We start from the raw sequence: 15,728 nt of genomic DNA, 5'->3' as shown, positions 1-15,728 counted from the left end.
TCATCCTAATACAGTCAGCACATGCCAGCAATCTCGCGATGCGATCGCGCAGTACTCGCGACATGCGCGAGTTTTTTCATCAAGACGTCACAAATTCGGCGACCGGAACCGGGCGTGATAAGGTCTGGGCAAATCAAAACTCTTTGGACGCGAGACCGTCATGGATATGGACGCCGACTGGCGCTTGCCACGACCTAACGTACCTCTCAAAGTCGGCCGCCGTCCGAAAGGTTCTACCCTTTCAAAAATAGACTCGATCGCCAGTACTTTCTCGCTATTGGCGACGCCGCTCGTCGCCGAAGCGGTGGAAAGGGCCAGAGAACTTTCCACCGAAAGCGATGCAGAGGGATTTCATCAACTTCGCGTCGCGCTCAGAAAACTTCGAGCGTTGTACTGGGCGTACTCCCCCTATCTCGGAGAAGAAGCGACCACCCAGGCCAGCGAAGAATTCAGGCGTCTCGCGGCAGTGGCAGGCGAAACCCGCGATTGGGATATTGCTGGTGATCTTCTACGCGTTGCTCAGCACTCACGTGCATCGCTCGCACTGCTGGTGAGCGCGGCGCAAGACAAGCGCGCACAGGCGGTGCTCGATAGCCGGACGCTGCTCAATAGCGACACCGTCGAGCCGTTTCTGAACGACGCGCTGCTGCGCGCGCAAACCGCACTGCAAGCGTGTTGCAACGATCTGCCGATTCAGGCGTTCGCCGAGGAACGCGTCCGTCTGGCGCAACGCGCGTTCATGAAGCGCAGCAAACGCACGGCGCGCAGCGAGACCGCTCACGAGGAAGAACTGCACGACGTGCGCAAGGCGGGCAAAAAACTCCGCTATCTGCTCGAGTTCTTTGAACCGGTCATCAAAGGCGGCCACGGCCGCGCCATCAAGGCGTTGACGTCGGTGCAGGACACGCTCGGCCAATTCAACGACATTGCCGCCAGCGCAACGCTGATTCGCGGCGAGTCCTTCAGCGCAGTTCCGCCCGAAGTCGTGCAGGAATCGCTGCAGTGGCTGGAAAAGCAGAAGTGGCGGCGCATGCGCGCGGCTGCGCGGCAGGTCCGGGCGCTGTGCGCGTGAGACAGAGCGGCTCGCCACAGCGAATTCGATCGAACGGGCGCCGCTCTTAATGGCGTTTTGCGGCGCTTCGGGTTATATAACCGGTTCTCCCGCAACGTCACCACAAAGGTCTGCCCGCGATGTCCGATACCCCGATCCCCGCCGCCGTCACTTTCGAACCGCAGGCCGTCTCCACTCAGGCCAAGCGCAGCGCGATTTTCATCGTCATGACGATCAAGCCGGACGCGGCCAGCCACGCGACCGTGCGCGCCTGGTGCGCGGATATCGCCGGGCTCGTGCGGGCGGTCGGCAAACGCATCCCCGACGGTGGACTATCTTGCGTGTGCGCGTTCGGCTGCACAGCGTGGGACGCGCTGTTCGGCGCGCCCCGCCCGGCCGGGCTGCATCCGTTCCGCGAATTCGGGGCCGGCGAGCGCCACGCGATCGCGACGCCCGGCGACATCCTGCTGCACATCCGCGCCGACCAGATGGACCTGTGTTTCGAGTTGGCCACGCATCTGATGAGCCGGCTCGGCGACGCGGTGACGACCGTCGATGAAGTGCACGGTTTTCGTTATTTCGATCAGCGCAGCATGGTCGGCTTTGTCGACGGCACCGAGAATCCGGTCGGCAACGAGGCCGTGCACTTCACCGTGGTCGGTGAAGAAGATCCGCAATTCGCGGGTGGCAGTTATGTGCTCGTGCAGAAATATCTGCACGATATGGCGGCCTGGAACGAGTTGTCGGTCGAGGCGCAGGAGCGCATCATCGGGCGCACCAAGCTCGACGATATCGAACTCGCCGACGGCGTGAAGCCGACTTCGTCGCACAGCTCGCTGACCACGCTCGACGAAAACGGCGAGGAAGTGAAAATCCTGCGCGACAACATGCCGTTCGGCCGGCCGGGCTCGGGCGAGTTCGGCACGTATTTCATCGGCTATGCGCGCTCGCCGGCGCCGATCGAACAGATGCTCGAGAACATGTTCGTCGGCCGGCCGCCGGGCAATTACGATCGCCTGCTCGATTTCAGCCGCGCGGTGACCGGCTGTCTGTTTTTCGTGCCGTCGGCGTCGCTGCTGGAGGCACTCGCGGAGCGCGATCCGAACGCGCCGGCGAATCGGAACTGAGCGGGTCGAATCCGCCACGGCCGGTTGCCGGTCGCCGGTCACCGCGCCGGCCGCGAGAGAGCGGACCGTGACCACATCGCTCGCCGCCGCGCGCGGCATGGCGCTTGCTCTCGTGCTGGCAGTCTTTCCGCCAGCCGAGGACAGCATGAACCCCTCCTCCGATGACACCTATCGCGCCGGCGATCCGTCGACCGGCGGCGCGACGACGCCCGCCGGCTCGCCGTCCGTCCATCAGACTCGCGTCGCCTATCGCGGCACGCTGATCGCCGTCACTGCGTACCAGAACGCGCGCCACGCATGGATCGCCGATATCGCGCTGATCCGCGACGGCCAGCAGATGCAGTTGCCGCCGGGCCTCGCGAACGCGCAGCCGATCACCCCCGAATGGTTGACCGAGGCCGAAGCGCTGCGCGCCGGCGTCGAGCACGGCCGCTATCTGGTCGACCGGGCGCTGCCGGATCCGCGCGCATGAAGGCACGCCGACCATGACCCACGCCGACTCCTCCAGCGATAAAAGCGACCACGACGTGGTCACCGAATTCAAACGGCAGGTCAACATGAGCGCGAGCGAACTGGCTCGCTGGCTCGATACCGACGCATCGCGCGAAGTCGGTCAGAAACACGACGGCGGCGAATCGGTCGGCCACCGCTCGGGCCGCCGCATCGTCCAGTTGCTCGGCACCAGGCAGAACGAACTATCGGAAGACGACATCCGCCACATGCGCAAGGTGCTCGGCTACATCGCGCGGCATCTCGCGCAGCGCCCCGCCCATCCGGCCGCGGAGCTCGAACAGACCGCATGGCGCTATTCGTTGATGAACTGGGGACACGATCCGTTGAAGCATCGTTAGGCGCACACGCGTGCGCCCCAGGTACAGCCGATGCTCGCTCGCAGCGCAAACGCGACCCGCATCCGCGCCGCCGCTCACCGGCTGAAATCGCAACCGGCCGGCGAGCGCCCACCTTTCCGGTACTTCGTATGGCCACCATCGTCAGCCTCGGCAGCATCAACCTCGATCTGCAAATGCGCATCGACCAGCCGCTCGGCCAGTTCGAGACGCAAAGCGCCCATCACTTCTCGCGCCTGGCCGGCGGCAAGGCCGCGAACATCGCGTATCTCGCGCGCCGCTTCGGCCACGAGGCGCAACTGCTCGGCATGGTCGGCGACGACGACTTCGCCGGCGAAGTGCTCGCGCCGTTGCGCGCGCTCGGCGCCGACGTGTCGCGCGTGGGGCGCGCGGCCGGCCAGTCGACCGCGGTGTCGATGATCTTCGTGCCCGAGAGCGGCAGGAAAACCATCGTACTGGCGGCGAACGCGAACGACGCGTGGCAGGCCGCGGACATCGACAGCGCGGTTGCCGCGATCGAAGCCGCGCCGGCCGGCAGCGTGCTCGCGCTCAACTGCGAGATCAGCGTCGATGCGTGCATGGCGGCGCTCGCCGCCGCGCAACGGCGCGCGCTGCGGGTCGTGCTCGACCCCGCGCCGCCCCAACGGGCGGGCTCGGGCGCCATTCACAGCCTGTGGTCGGCGGTGCATACGCTGACGCCGAACGTCGAAGAAGCGGCGGCGCTGACCGGCATCGACGTCAAAGATCGCGAGAGCGCCGCGCGGGCCGGCCATGCGTTGCTGAAAGAAGGCGTCGAGCGGGTGTGCGTGAAGCTCGGCGACGGAAGCTGCATCGCGGTGTCGCGCGACGGCGTGCTATCGGTGCAGGTCAAACCGCTGCGAGCGGTCGACACCACCGGCGCGGGGGACGCGTTCACTGGCGCACTGGCGGTGTCGCTCGCCGAGCGGCAACAGCTCGCGGCGGCGATCCGCTTCGCGACCGCCGCCGCGAATCTGACCGTGATGGCGTGGGGCGCGCAAACCGCGCTACCGGCGCGCGCGCAGGTCGACGAGTTCGCGGTCGGACTGCGCTCCGAATGGTTGTAGCGTCCGGTGCCGGGCGATCCTCGCCTCGTTGCGGACTCGCGCCGGGCGCGACGCTCGGCGCGGCGTGGCGTCCGTAGCGCAGTGGAGACTCGTCGTTACTCGTCGCGCGGTTACTCATCGTTATCGAGCCCGCCCGACGGCGGCCCGATCGTGATCCCCGCGCCTTTGCGCGCATCTGCCGGATACGCATCGACCACCGTTTGCGGCGGACAGTCGGCAACACACCAGTTGGCGTCGCCGTCGCGTAAACATTGCATGAATCGATCCGCCTCCTCGCGCGAACGATAGCCGTAGATCTTGTTTTCGACCTGCACCTGCGTGTCCGAGAGTCGCTTCGGCTGCGTGTCCATTGCCGCTCCTGGTTGAGTGGAAGGTCTCACGGTCGTAGCAACGCGCGCGCCTGCCCCGGGCGCGTGAGCGGCGCCGTCAGCGGCCGGCGCGGCGACTGCAGCGCGTAAATCGTCCGCATGCACCATCAGATCGCGAACCTGGCGCAGCGTCAGGTATTGATCGAGGACGGCGCGCCAGCGCGGCGCTTCGAGCAACTCGCGCCACACCGGTTCGAGGTCCGCGTCGCTGACGCCGCGCCCGTGCGCGAGCGCATTCGCGAATTCCAGACTCGCCGGCGCCGACAGCAACTGCATCCGGCTCGCGGGGCTCAGCACGCGCGGCGCGGTGTCGGCGGGCGCGTCGCAGCAGTAGAGCACCGTTCGCGCGAGCGCCGCCGCGTCGGTGCGCAATGCGGCGAGCGACGCGCCGTTCAGTTGGACCGTACCCTGCTGCGTCTGAAACGAGTACACGGTATCGGGGTCCGCGTGCGCCAGCAGAGCAAGACCGCGCAGAAGACGCGGCAGATCGGTGGTGGCGGCGTCGACCGATGCTTTCGCTTCGACCAGCAGGCATACGTCCCATGTCTGCGCGTCGGTACCCGCAAGCGCGGTGGGCGTCAGCGCGCGGGTCCGCCGCAACAGCACCACGTCCCATTCGGTCTTCGCGCGCTCGTGGCTGGCCGGTATCGTCGCCGGCACGCGCATCGAGTTGACGACTCGGTACGAAGCCAAAGGCGGCTCACCGTCCGGCCGCCGGCACGCTTCGTTCAGCCGCCGCGCGAGCGTTTCGAGCGCGTCGCTCGCCAGCGCCTCCACCTCGGCGCCACGCTGCTTCGCACTGACGCCGCGCGCGAGCGCGCCCGAACTGCCGGGACGCGGCCCCTGCCGCTCCCACAGCGCCCGATAGCCGCGCACCTGCGGATCCGTCGCTAGCGCATCGAGGCGTCGCAGACGCTGTAACTCGGCGCTGCCGAGCAATTGCGCGAGGTTGCGCTGGAGCGCGGCGTCGCGAGCAAGTTCCGGGGTGTCGACAGCGGCCTGCAGCGCGTCGCCGAATTGCGCCCACGCGTGCGCGAACGCCAGCGCGTGCAGCCGGCTCAGTGCGTCGCGCTGCGCGCCCGCGTCGAGCCGCTGCTGCTTGGCCGGATGCGCGATCGCATTGATGCTCGCGTGAATCCGGCGACGGTCCCGGTCCGCGTGCGCGGCCAGCGATGCATATTCGCGCACCACCGCCGTGCGATGGCGCAGCAGCATCGCCTGAAACACCGGATCGCCGCCGTTCTCGCGCAGCGCGTCGCGGATCAGCCGCGCGAGCGCGCCGGTGAATAGCCGTGCGCTCGACGCGTTGGGCGCCTCGCCGCGGGCGATCGCCTCGCGCGCCTGTTCGATCGCCAGCGCGAGCAGCGTCGCCGCGCTGGGGTGCCCGCTGTTCTGCCCACTGTTCGGCCCACTGTTCGGCCCGCTACTCTCCCCGCCGGGCGCGCACACGACGGCAAGCGCCGGCACGCGATAACGCCGCGCAACTGCGGCGAGCAGCGCGTCGAGCAACGAAGACGAAGGCGGCAACGACATGACGGCGATGAGGCAAATGGAGGGACGAAAGATAACGAAGAGTAGCGAAGAGCAGCCGGCGGTTCAAACGTCCCCGCAGCACGCGCCGCGCCATCCGCGTCAAGAGCGGGCGCGCGTCGTGCTGCAACTAGCGCGCAACGACCATCGTTACCGTCGATCGCGCGCAGCGCACCGGTTCGCGCGACCGCCGCCCGCAGAGGACACCATGCAAAAACCGTCATCGTACGCGTCGCCCCGCTCCGCCGGCCGGTTCCGCGCGCTACACGTCGCGAGCGACACCGTCACCCGCTTCATGTCGGACCGCTGCCCGATGCTCGGCGCGAGCATCGCGTTCTACTCGGCCTTTTCGTTGGCGCCGACGCTGCTGCTGGTGCTCGCGGTGATCGGCTGGATCTTCGGCCGCGACATCGCTCAGGGACGCTTCTTCGCGCAGGTGCAGTTCCTGCTCGGCAAAGAGGCCGCGCAGGCGATGCAGGACATCGTCGTCCACGCGCATTACGCGGGCGGCAGCGGCGTCGCCGCGGCGTTCTCGGTCGTGCTGTTGCTGGTCGGCGCATCGGCGACCTTCGCGTCGCTCAATACCGCGCTCGACATCGTGTTCGCCGCGCAGTCGCGCAAAGGGATCGCGGGGATCGCACTGGTGCTGCGAGCCCGGCTCGTATCGATCGGACTGCTGATCGGTCTGAGCTTTCTGCTGGTCGTGTCGCTGGTGCTCGATGCGGCGATCACGACGGTCGGCGGCATGATCTTCGGTAATTCGACGCTGGGCACGATCGCCCAGGCGGCGCAATCGCTATTCGGTTTTGTCATTCTGGCGGTCGGCCTGGGCGCGCTGATCAAGTGGCTGCCCGACACCTCGGTACCGCTGCGGCCCGCGCTGGCCGGCGGCGTGGTCGCGAGTCTGCTGTTCACCGTGGGCCGGCATCTGTTCAGTCTCTATCTCGCGCGTGCGGGCACCGCGGGCGTGTTCGGCGCGGCGGGCTCGCTGGCCGTGCTGATGATGTGGCTGTACTTCTGTGCGGTGGTGTTTCTGCTCGGCTCGGAAGTCACCGCCGCGCTGTGCCGCGCGAGCGGCCATACCGCCGGCGACACCGGCCGGCACGCAAGCGGCTCGTCGTTCGACCGCGCGGCCGCCGAACCCGGCGATGCGACGCGCGAGCAATGAGCAGTACTCCGAAGGCGATGCCGGCCCTGCCGTCACTGCCTGGTAAGCCGGCGCTTTTGCATATCGTCAATGACGGGCAGCCGTAAAAACCGGATTAACTTTACAAACAACAAACACGAATACCGACATCTTTAATACAACCATTACATTTACCGGACATTAATTATGCAATGCGGATTCAGCACGGAATTTGCTGTCGGGATTAACACCGATAAGGCCGGACTGAACCATGCAAGCGCTTAACTCTCGGCGTACACTCGGCCACAGCCGCCTCGCATAACGCGCTACGGGCCACGAGCCATTCGCGTTAAAACGCGGGTTTATGGAGACACAGGAGAACAATCAATGAGCTGGACCCGGGAACAGAGAAACGTCACGATCGCCGCGTATCTCGGCTGGACGCTCGACGCATTCGATTTCTTTCTGATGGTATTCGTGCTGAAAGATATCGCCCAGGAATTCAATACCGATATTCCGTCGGTGGCGGTCGCGATCATGCTGACGTTAATGATGCGTCCGCTCGGCGCGCTGATTTTCGGCTGGCTCGCCGACAAATACGGCCGCCGTCCGACGCTGATGATCAACATCGCGTGTTTCTCGCTGCTCGAATTGCTGTCCGGTCTGTCGCCGAACCTGATGACGCTGCTGGTCCTGCGCGCGCTGTTCGGTATCGCGATGGGCGGCGAATGGGGCGTCGGCGGCGCGCTGACGATGGAGACCGTGCCGCCGAAATCGCGCGGCATCGTCTCCGGCCTGTTGCAGGCCGGCTATCCGAGCGGCTATCTGCTCGCGTCGATCGTGTTCGGCGTGTTCTATCAATACATCGGCTGGCGCGGGATGTTCTTCGTCGGCGTGCTGCCGGCGCTGCTCGTGCTGTACATCCGCGCGCACGTGCCGGAATCGCCCGCGTTCAGGACGCTCGAAAAGCGCGCCCGTCCGGGCCTCGTCGCAACGCTCAAACAGAACGTCGGTCTGTCGATCTACGCGATCATCCTGATGACCGCGTTCAACTTCTTCTCGCACGGCTCGCAGGATCTGTATCCGACTTTCCTGCGCGTGCAGCACCAGTTCGACGCGCATACGGTGTCGTGGATCACGATCACGCTGAACGTCGGCGCGATCTGCGGCGGGCTGTTCTTCGGTTGGGCGTCGGAGAAGATCGGCCGCAAACGCGCGATCTTCATCTCCGCGTTGATCGCGCTGCCGGTGCTGCCGCTGTGGGCATTCTCGAGCACGCCGGCGCTGCTCGCGCTCGGCGCATTCCTGATGCAGATCTCGGTACAAGGCGCGTGGGGCGTGATCCCGGTGCACCTGAACGAAATCTCGCCCGATGAAATTCGCGCGACCTTCCCCGGTCTCGTGTATCAGCTCGGCAATCTGATCGCGTCGGTCAACGGGCCGCTGCAATCGAAGATCGCCGAAATGCACGGCAACAACTATGCGCTGGTGATGGCGATCGTGATCGGCATTGTCGCGATCGTGATCTGCGCGCTGATTCCGTTCAGCCGCGAGCGGCGCGGCATCGACATGACGCAGTCGGCGCGCGAGTTGGGCGCGCAGACCGCGGGCGGACACGCATGAGGTGACGCATGGGGTGATGCACGGGGTGACGCATGAAGGCCGCGTGTAAAAGCCGCGCCGCCCTCATGGCACCGAGCTTGAAGCGTTCGAACTAAACGGCTATTGTGCCGGCGCGTTTCAGGGCACAATAGCCGCCAAGGCGGTTCGAACCGCCACGACGCCAAAGCGCGTCACCTATACGCAACGCGCGGGTCGACCCCGCGACGGATGCGAGGCCAAAACCAGATCGCCAGCTATACGAGGCCGTTCCGATTCGTTCGGAACGGCCTTTTTTATTTTCCGCGCGGAATCGACGAACCGCGCAGCCGGGAAAGTCGACCTTCGTCAGGTCTTCTAGAGGAGTTAGTCGAGACAGCCCCTTGATCGTCCGCATCCACTTTCCTTATCCTGAAAAAAAACGGTTGTTTCAAATACGAATTTGAATCGCTTGTTTGCGAGCCGGCAAGTCCGGCAACTGGGAGACGCAATATGGCAGTTCGCACAACAGGCCGGCACGCCGGCGATACCAAGTCCCGCATTCTCGACGCGGCCGAGACGCTGTTCATCGATTGCGGTTATGAAGCCATGTCGCTGCGGCAAATTACTTCGCGTGCCGAAGTCAATCTGGCGGCGGTCAACTATCACTTCGGCAGCAAGGAATCGCTGATTCATTCGATGCTGTCGCGCCGCCTGGACCGGCTCAATCAGGAGCGCCTGAAGCTGCTCGACCGCTTCGACGCGCTGCTCGGCGAGCGCCTGACCTGCGAGCACGTGCTCGGCGCGATGTTCATTCCGGCGCTGCGGCTCTCGCGCGATCCGCGCGTCGGCGGCAAGGCGTTTCTGCGTTTGCTCGGGCGCGCGTACACCGATCCGTCGGCATTCATCCGCGACTTTCTGAACGCGCATTACGAGTCGGTCGCGGTGCGTTTCTTCTCTGCGTTCCAGCGCGCGCTGCCGCATCTGCCGCGCGAAGAACTCGGCTGGCGGCTGCACTTCGCGATCGGCGCGCTGTCCGGGGTGCTGGCCGGCAGCGATACCGACAGCCTGCTTTCCGAGTTCTCGCAGGGCAAGTCGATGGACGATCTGCAGCTGATCGCGCGGCTCGCGTCGCTGATGGTCGCCGCGCTGAAGGCGCCGCTGCCGGACAGCTCGCAACTGGCCACCTTCGCGGCGGTGCTAGGCGATGCGGCCGACGGCAATGCGGACGGTCTGGACGGCCCGGCGGCTTGCGCACAGCAAGGCGCGCCAGCGGCACAGGAGCAGGAGCAGCAGGAGCAGCAGCCGGAGCAGACGCAGCCCCACGCGCAAGCGCACCCGCAGCGGCACGAAGGCGCCAATGGCACGGCGCTCTCGCAGGCCGCGTCGAACGGGACCGCGCAGGCGCCCCGCTCGATCGACGGCGATCCGGCCGACGACCCAACCCGCGGCGCCGGTATCGAAACCGCTTCGGCGACGTTCCAGCACCTGCTGCACGGCACCGCGTGAGTGCGTGAACGCATAAGCGCGCTTGCTGCCGCGCGCACGCATCGCCCGGACGGCTCCAGCCGAAGCCGTCCGGCCGCACCCAACCTCACCACGCCACACCAGGCCGCGCCGATGGCGCGCCAATTGCAGCACTACCGATAAACAGATCGACACAACGCGAGCCGTCCATGCTGTCGCGGATGCGTTCGCACGCCGTATTGAAACAGGAGGAAACGTCATGCCGTGGTTCATGCTCGCGCTCGTCGTCGCCGCGCTCGCCCTCGTCTACGTCCAGGCCCGCGCCGCCTGGTGGCTCGCCGCGCTGATCGTGTGGGTCGCGGCCGCGCAGCTGAGCGGCGCGGCCGGTCCCCTGCTCGCCACCGTGCTCGCGCTGGTGTTCGTACTCCCCGCGCTGGTGCTGACGCTCAAGGCGCTGCGCCGCGCGTGGCTGACCAAGCCGGTGTTCGAGCTGTTCCGCAAGATCCTGCCGCAGATGTCGCCGACCGAGCGCGACGCGATCGAAGCGGGCACCGTCTGGTGGGACGCGCAACTGTTCTCGGGCCGCCCGCACTGGGACACGCTACTCGGCTACGGCCCGGCCACGCTCACTGCTGAAGAACAGTCGTTTCTCGATGTCGAATGCGAGCAGCTGTGCGACCTCGCGAACGACTGGGAGACCACGATGCTCTGGCAGGACCTGTCGCCGCAAACGTGGCGGTTCATCAAGGAGCGCGGCTTTCTCGGCATGATCATTCCGAAGCAGTACGGCGGCAAACAGTTCTCCGCCTACGCGCATTCGCAGGTCATCATGAAGCTCGCGACGCGCTGCTCGGCCGCGGCGGTATCGGTGATGGTGCCGAACTCGCTCGGGCCCGCCGAACTGCTGATGCACTACGGCACCGAAGCGCAGAAAAACCACTATCTGCCGCGTCTCGCGCGTGGCGAAGACATCCCGTGCTTCGCGCTGACGAGCCCGTACGCGGGTTCCGACGCGGCCGCGATTCCGGATGTCGGCATCGTCTGCAAAGGTATCCACGACGGCCGCGAGACGCTCGGTTTTCGCGTCACGTGGGACAAGCGCTACATCACGCTCGGCCCGATCGCGACCGTGCTCGGTCTCGCGTTCCGCGCGCTCGATCCGGACCACCTGCTCGGGCCGAACGACGAACCCGGCATCACCTGCGCGCTGATTCCGACCGACCACCCGGGCGTGAACATCGGCCGCCGTCACTGGCCGCTGAACGCGGTGTTCCAGAACGGGCCGAACTCGGGCAAGGACGTGTTCATTCCGCTCGACTGGGTGATCGGCGGGCGCGACCAGGTCGGCAACGGCTGGCGCATGCTGATGGAATGCCTGGCCGCGGGCCGGGCGATTTCGCTGCCGTCGTCGAATGTCGGGATGGCGAAGATCGCGGTGCGCGGCACCGGCGCATACGCGGCGATCCGGCGGCAGTTCCGCACCGCCGTCGGCAAGTTCGAGGGCGTGCAGGAAGCGCTCGGCCGGATGGGCGGCAACCTGTACGTGATGGACGCCGCGCGCCGCCTGTCCGCGCACGCGGTCGACCTCGGCGAAAAGCCGTCGGTGATTTCGGCGATCGCCAAATATCACATCACCGAGCGCGCCCGCAGCGTGATCAACGACGGGATGGACGTCGCCGCCGGCAAGGGCATCTGCATGGGGCCGTCGAATTTTCTGGCGCGCGCGTATCAGCAGGTGCCGATCGCGATCACCGTCGAAGGCGCGAATATTCTGACGCGCTGCCTGATCATCTTCGGCCAGGGCGCGATCCGCTGTCATCCGTACGTGCTCAAGGAAATGAGCGCGACCCGCGAGCCGGATCGCGCGAAAGCGCTGCGCGAGTTCGACGCGGCATTCTTCGGACATCTGAGCTTTACGCTGTCGAACGTGGTGCGCAGCGTCGTCTATGGGCTCGGCGGCAGCGCGCTGATTGCGAAGCCGCGCCGTGCGTATGCGCCGCTCAATCCGTACTACCGCGCGGCCACCCGGCTCGCGACGGTGTTCGCGCTGCTCGCCGATGTGTCGATGTTCGTGCTCGGCGGCGATCTGAAGCGCCGCGAGCGCATTTCCGGGCGCCTCGGCGACGTGCTCTCGCAGCTCTACCTGATCTCGGCGACGCTCAAGCGTTTCGAGGACGAAGGACGGCAGCAAGCCGATCTGCCGCTCGTGCGCTGGGGCGTCGAGGACTCGCTGTACAAGGCCCAGCAGGCGCTCGACGGCGTGCTCGCGAACTACCCGAACCGGCTCGCCGCGACGTTGGTGCGGGTGCTCGCGTTCCCGTTCGGGCTGCCGCATCGCGAGCCGTCGGACCGACTCGGCGGCGAGATCGCCGAACTGATGCAAACGCCGGGCGCCGCGCGCGAGCGGCTGGTCTCCGACTCGTACGTGCCGCATCCGGACGTCGATGCGCTCGGCTACGGCGAGCTGGTGTTCGCGCTGCAACCGCGCTTCACGCAGATCGACCAGAAGCTGCGCGACGCGGTCAAGCAGGGGCTGCTCGAACCGATGCCGCAAAGCCTGCCGCAACTGGCCGCGTGGACCGAGCGCGCGCACCAGCAAGGTCTGCTCGACGCGGACGAGCGGCGCGTGCTCGACGACTACGCGCGGTTCGGCGCCGAGGTCGTGAAGGTCGACGATTTCCCGGCCGACTTCGACATGCTCGCGAGCCTGCAAAAACGCAGGGACGCGCTGGACAAATCGCTGGAACTGGCAGCCTGACGACGCGCCCTTTAGATAAAAAACCCGTGGCGCGGCACGGTAAAGCCCACCGCAGGCGCGCAACTCAAGGCAAACTCAGGGCAAACTCAAGGCACACTGACAAACGTCCGGCGCGGTCAAGCGATGCTTGCGAGAGCCTTTTCAAAGGCTCTTTCAAAAGCCCTTTCATAGGCCCTTGCAAGCGCCGCCCGCGCGCGCGTGACCAGCGGAGCAACAACAACATGAACGACTCCTACCTGAAGTTCGTCAACTCGCCGTTCGGCGAGCGGCTGGCCCGCTCGCTCGGGCTGCCGAAGCCGGAGGTGCTGCGCCGCTACCGCGCGGACCGGCCCGAGTTCGACGGCCTGATCGCGATCGGCGCGGGCCGCGAACCGCGCCTGTTCGACGCGCTCGCGAAGCTGGTCGCGAGCGTCGGGATGACCAGCGTCGCGCACGACAGCGCGCCCGCCTGGGTGCCGCTCGCCACCCGCCACGGCTTGATGACCGGCCGCTTCGAGCCGGCCGAGAGCGGCTCGGCCGGCAAGCTCGCCGCGTTGCTGTTCGACGCGAGCGGCATCGAGGACAGCTGTCAGCTCGAACCGCTCTACCGCTTCTTTCACGACACGCTGCGCTCGCTCGGCAAATGCGCGCGGATCGTCGTGCTGGGCCGCCCGCCAGAGGCCTGCGCGAGTCCGCGCCAATGGACCGCGCAGCGCGCGCTCGAAGGCCTCACCCGCTCGCTCGGCAAGGAAGCGCGGCGCGGCAGCACCGCGAACCTGGTGTATGTCGCCGACGGCGCCGAACACGGGCTCGACGCGACGCTGCGCTTTTTCCTGTCGCCGCGTTCGGCCTATGTGTCGGGTCAGGTGGTGCGGATCGACGCGAGCGCGCCAGAGAACCCCGCGGCCGCCGCCCCGTTCGACTGGCGCCAGCCGCTCGCCGGCCGGCGCGCGCTCGTGACCGGCGCCGCGCGCGGGATCGGCGCGGCGATCGCCGAGGTGCTCGCGGCCGACGGCGCGCACGTGATCGGCCTCGACATCCCGAGCGCGCGCGACGCGCTCGACGCCACCATCGGCCAGTTGCACGGCAGCGCGCTGACGTTCGACATCGCCGCGCCCGAAGCGCCCGCGCAGATCGCCGCCGCGCTCGACGAACTCGGCGTCGACATCGTCGTGCACAACGCCGGCATCACGAAGGACAAAACCATCGCGAAGATGACCGAAGCCGCGTGGCAAAGCGTGCTCGACATCAACCTGACCGCGCAGGAGCGCATCGACGACGCGCTGCTCGCCGGCGGCATCCTGCGCGACGGCGGGCGCATCGTCGCGGTGTCGTCGATCAGCGGGATCGCCGGCAATCCCGGCCAGACCAATTACGCGACCTCGAAGGCCGGCGTGATCGGCCGCGTGCAGAGCATGGCGCCGCGGCTGCGTGCGCGTGGGATTACGATCAACGCGGTCGCGCCGGGCTTCATCGAAACGCAGATGACCGCGAAGATTCCGCTGGCGATCCGCGAAGCCGGCCGCCGGATGAACTCGATGAGCCAGGGCGGCCAGCCGGTCGATGTCGCGCACACCATCGCGTGGCTCGCGCAGCCGGGCAGCGCGGGCGTGACCGGCCAGGTCGTGCGGGTCTGCGGTCAAAGCCTGCTTGGCGCGTGAGGGGAGCCTGAACGTGGCGCCTGAGCGTGGAGCCGAAGCGTGGAGCCGAAGCGTGGAGCCTGAGCGGCGACTGAACGGCAACTCAGCCGCAACTGAGCGGCTACTGAACGGCAACTAAGCGGCAACCGGGCCGGACACTGAACGGGAGAGCATCAGCATGGGCATGGGTATGGGCGACGCGGGTGATCCGTTCGGCAGTCGCGATGCCGCGCACACACCGGGCGGCAATGGCGCGCGGCCGAAAACCATCGTCGTCGAGACGCTGCCGGCGCCGGCGAAACTGTATGCGCGGGCGCTGTGCGGTGTCGTCAAGCGCGGCCGCGAGAGCGCGTTGCCGGCGCTGCGGCTGGTGCGCCCGGCGGTCGCGCTCGACCCCGGCCCGATCTGGCGTTACGCGCGCGTGTGCGGCTTTATCCCGGAGCACGGCGTGCCGCTCACCTACCCGCATCTGCTGGCGTTTCCGCTGCATCTTCTGATGCTGACCGATCCGGCCTTTCCGTGGCCGGCGCTCGGGCTCGTGCATCTGGCCAATCACGTGCGGCTGCGCCGCCCACTCGCGTACAAGGACCAGTTGCGCGTCGAGGTCGAATTCGGCGCGCTGCTGCGCCACGACAAGGGCCAGGCGTTCGTCGTCCATACCCGCATCTACCGGCGCGGCGAGGCGGTGTGGGACGGCGACAGCGTCTATCTGAAGCGCGCGGTGCCGGCGATCGGCGATCCGCTCGCCGCGCTCGAGCCGGGGCCGGAACCGCTGCAACGGCTCGCGCGCTGGCAGCTCGCGCCGCAACTGGGCCGCGACTACGCGAGCGTGTCCGGCGACTACAACCCGATCCACATGAGCGCGCTGTCGGCGAAGGCGTTCGGCTTTCCGCGCGCGATCGCGCACGGGATGTGGACGCTGGCGCGAGCGGCGTCTTCGCTGCAGCCGCCGAAGCCGCTCGCCGAAGCGACGCTCGCCGCCGAATTCAAGCTGCCGATGCTGCTGCCGGGCGAGGTGTCGCTGTGGAGCGCGGCGCCGTCGCTGATCGAGCGAGACCTGGAGGTGCGCGATATCAACGGAGAAAAGCCGCATTTGCGCGGGCGCATGCAGTGGCGCTTGCAGTGACGGCCGCGCGATCCTGGCCACAATCCGGCCACAATCCGGCCGCGA

11 protein-coding genes and 1 pseudogene are annotated in these 15,728 nt (G+C 67.0%); 11 read left to right on the top strand and 1 reads right to left on the bottom strand.

Translation table 11 applies throughout. From position 1 onward, the window contains the following. Nucleotides 1-160: 160 nt before the first annotated feature. From LJ656_RS01230 to LJ656_RS01210, 5 genes and pseudogenes are all read left to right on the top strand, one after another. Nucleotides 161-1,072 (top strand): CHAD domain-containing protein, encoded by a 912-nt coding sequence (locus tag LJ656_RS01230; protein WP_230507462.1) that lies wholly within the window; start codon nt 161-163, stop codon nt 1,070-1,072. A gap of 119 nt (nt 1,073-1,191) precedes the next feature. Next, nucleotides 1,192-2,166: pseudogene (locus tag LJ656_RS01225) on the top strand (Dyp-type peroxidase); the annotation flags it as partial. A 79-nt stretch (nt 2,167-2,245) separates the two neighbouring features. Next, a complete protein-coding gene (locus LJ656_RS01220) occupies nt 2,246-2,650 on the top strand; it encodes a DUF6566 family protein (protein ID WP_230507460.1) in 405 nt (134 codons plus the stop codon). 13 nt (nt 2,651-2,663) lie between these two features. Further along, on the top strand, nt 2,664-3,029 hold the full coding sequence (locus tag LJ656_RS01215; RefSeq protein WP_230507459.1) for a DUF3140 domain-containing protein: 366 nt from the start codon (nt 2,664-2,666) through the stop codon (nt 3,027-3,029). A 128-nt stretch (nt 3,030-3,157) separates the two neighbouring features. Further along, nucleotides 3,158-4,111, top strand: a complete 954-nt coding sequence (locus LJ656_RS01210; RefSeq protein ID WP_230507458.1) for a PfkB family carbohydrate kinase — start codon at nt 3,158-3,160, stop codon at nt 4,109-4,111. Between the two features lie 110 nt (nt 4,112-4,221). On the opposite strand, the gene LJ656_RS01205 is transcribed toward LJ656_RS01210, so the two are convergent. After that, on the bottom strand, nt 4,222-6,012 hold the full coding sequence (locus LJ656_RS01205) for a 3-deoxy-D-arabino-heptulosonate 7-phosphate synthase (RefSeq protein WP_425605890.1): 1,791 nt from the start codon (nt 6,010-6,012) through the stop codon (nt 4,222-4,224). A 205-nt stretch (nt 6,013-6,217) separates the two neighbouring features. On the opposite strand from LJ656_RS01205, the gene LJ656_RS01200 reads away from it, so the two are divergent. The 6 genes from LJ656_RS01200 to LJ656_RS01175 all read left to right on the top strand — a co-directional run bounded on the left by LJ656_RS01200 (nt 6,218) and on the right by LJ656_RS01175 (nt 15,683). Continuing rightward, nucleotides 6,218-7,177, top strand: coding sequence for a YihY/virulence factor BrkB family protein (locus LJ656_RS01200; protein ID WP_230507457.1), 960 nt, complete (start codon nt 6,218-6,220; stop codon nt 7,175-7,177). 345 nt (nt 7,178-7,522) lie between these two features. After that, nucleotides 7,523-8,758, top strand: a complete 1,236-nt coding sequence (locus tag LJ656_RS01195; RefSeq protein ID WP_230507456.1) for an MFS transporter — start codon at nt 7,523-7,525, stop codon at nt 8,756-8,758. Between the two features lie 468 nt (nt 8,759-9,226). After that, nucleotides 9,227-10,222: a TetR/AcrR family transcriptional regulator gene (locus LJ656_RS01190; RefSeq protein WP_230507455.1), complete on the top strand. Its 996-nt coding sequence runs from the start codon at nt 9,227-9,229 to the stop codon at nt 10,220-10,222. 217 nt (nt 10,223-10,439) lie between these two features. Continuing rightward, nucleotides 10,440-12,938 (top strand): acyl-CoA dehydrogenase, encoded by a 2,499-nt coding sequence (locus tag LJ656_RS01185; protein WP_230507454.1) that lies wholly within the window; start codon nt 10,440-10,442, stop codon nt 12,936-12,938. A gap of 221 nt (nt 12,939-13,159) precedes the next feature. Then, on the top strand, nt 13,160-14,578 hold the full coding sequence (locus tag LJ656_RS01180; RefSeq protein WP_230507452.1) for a 3-oxoacyl-ACP reductase: 1,419 nt from the start codon (nt 13,160-13,162) through the stop codon (nt 14,576-14,578). Between the two features lie 169 nt (nt 14,579-14,747). Continuing rightward, on the top strand, nt 14,748-15,683 hold the full coding sequence (locus LJ656_RS01175; RefSeq protein ID WP_230507895.1) for a MaoC family dehydratase: 936 nt from the start codon (nt 14,748-14,750) through the stop codon (nt 15,681-15,683). Nucleotides 15,684-15,728: the final 45 nt, after the last annotated feature.

The organism is Paraburkholderia sejongensis, from assembly GCF_020880815.1.
In the GTDB taxonomy this organism is placed as follows: domain Bacteria; phylum Pseudomonadota; class Gammaproteobacteria; order Burkholderiales; family Burkholderiaceae; genus Paraburkholderia; species Paraburkholderia sejongensis.
This window is presented reverse-complemented; position numbering and strand designations above follow the sequence as displayed.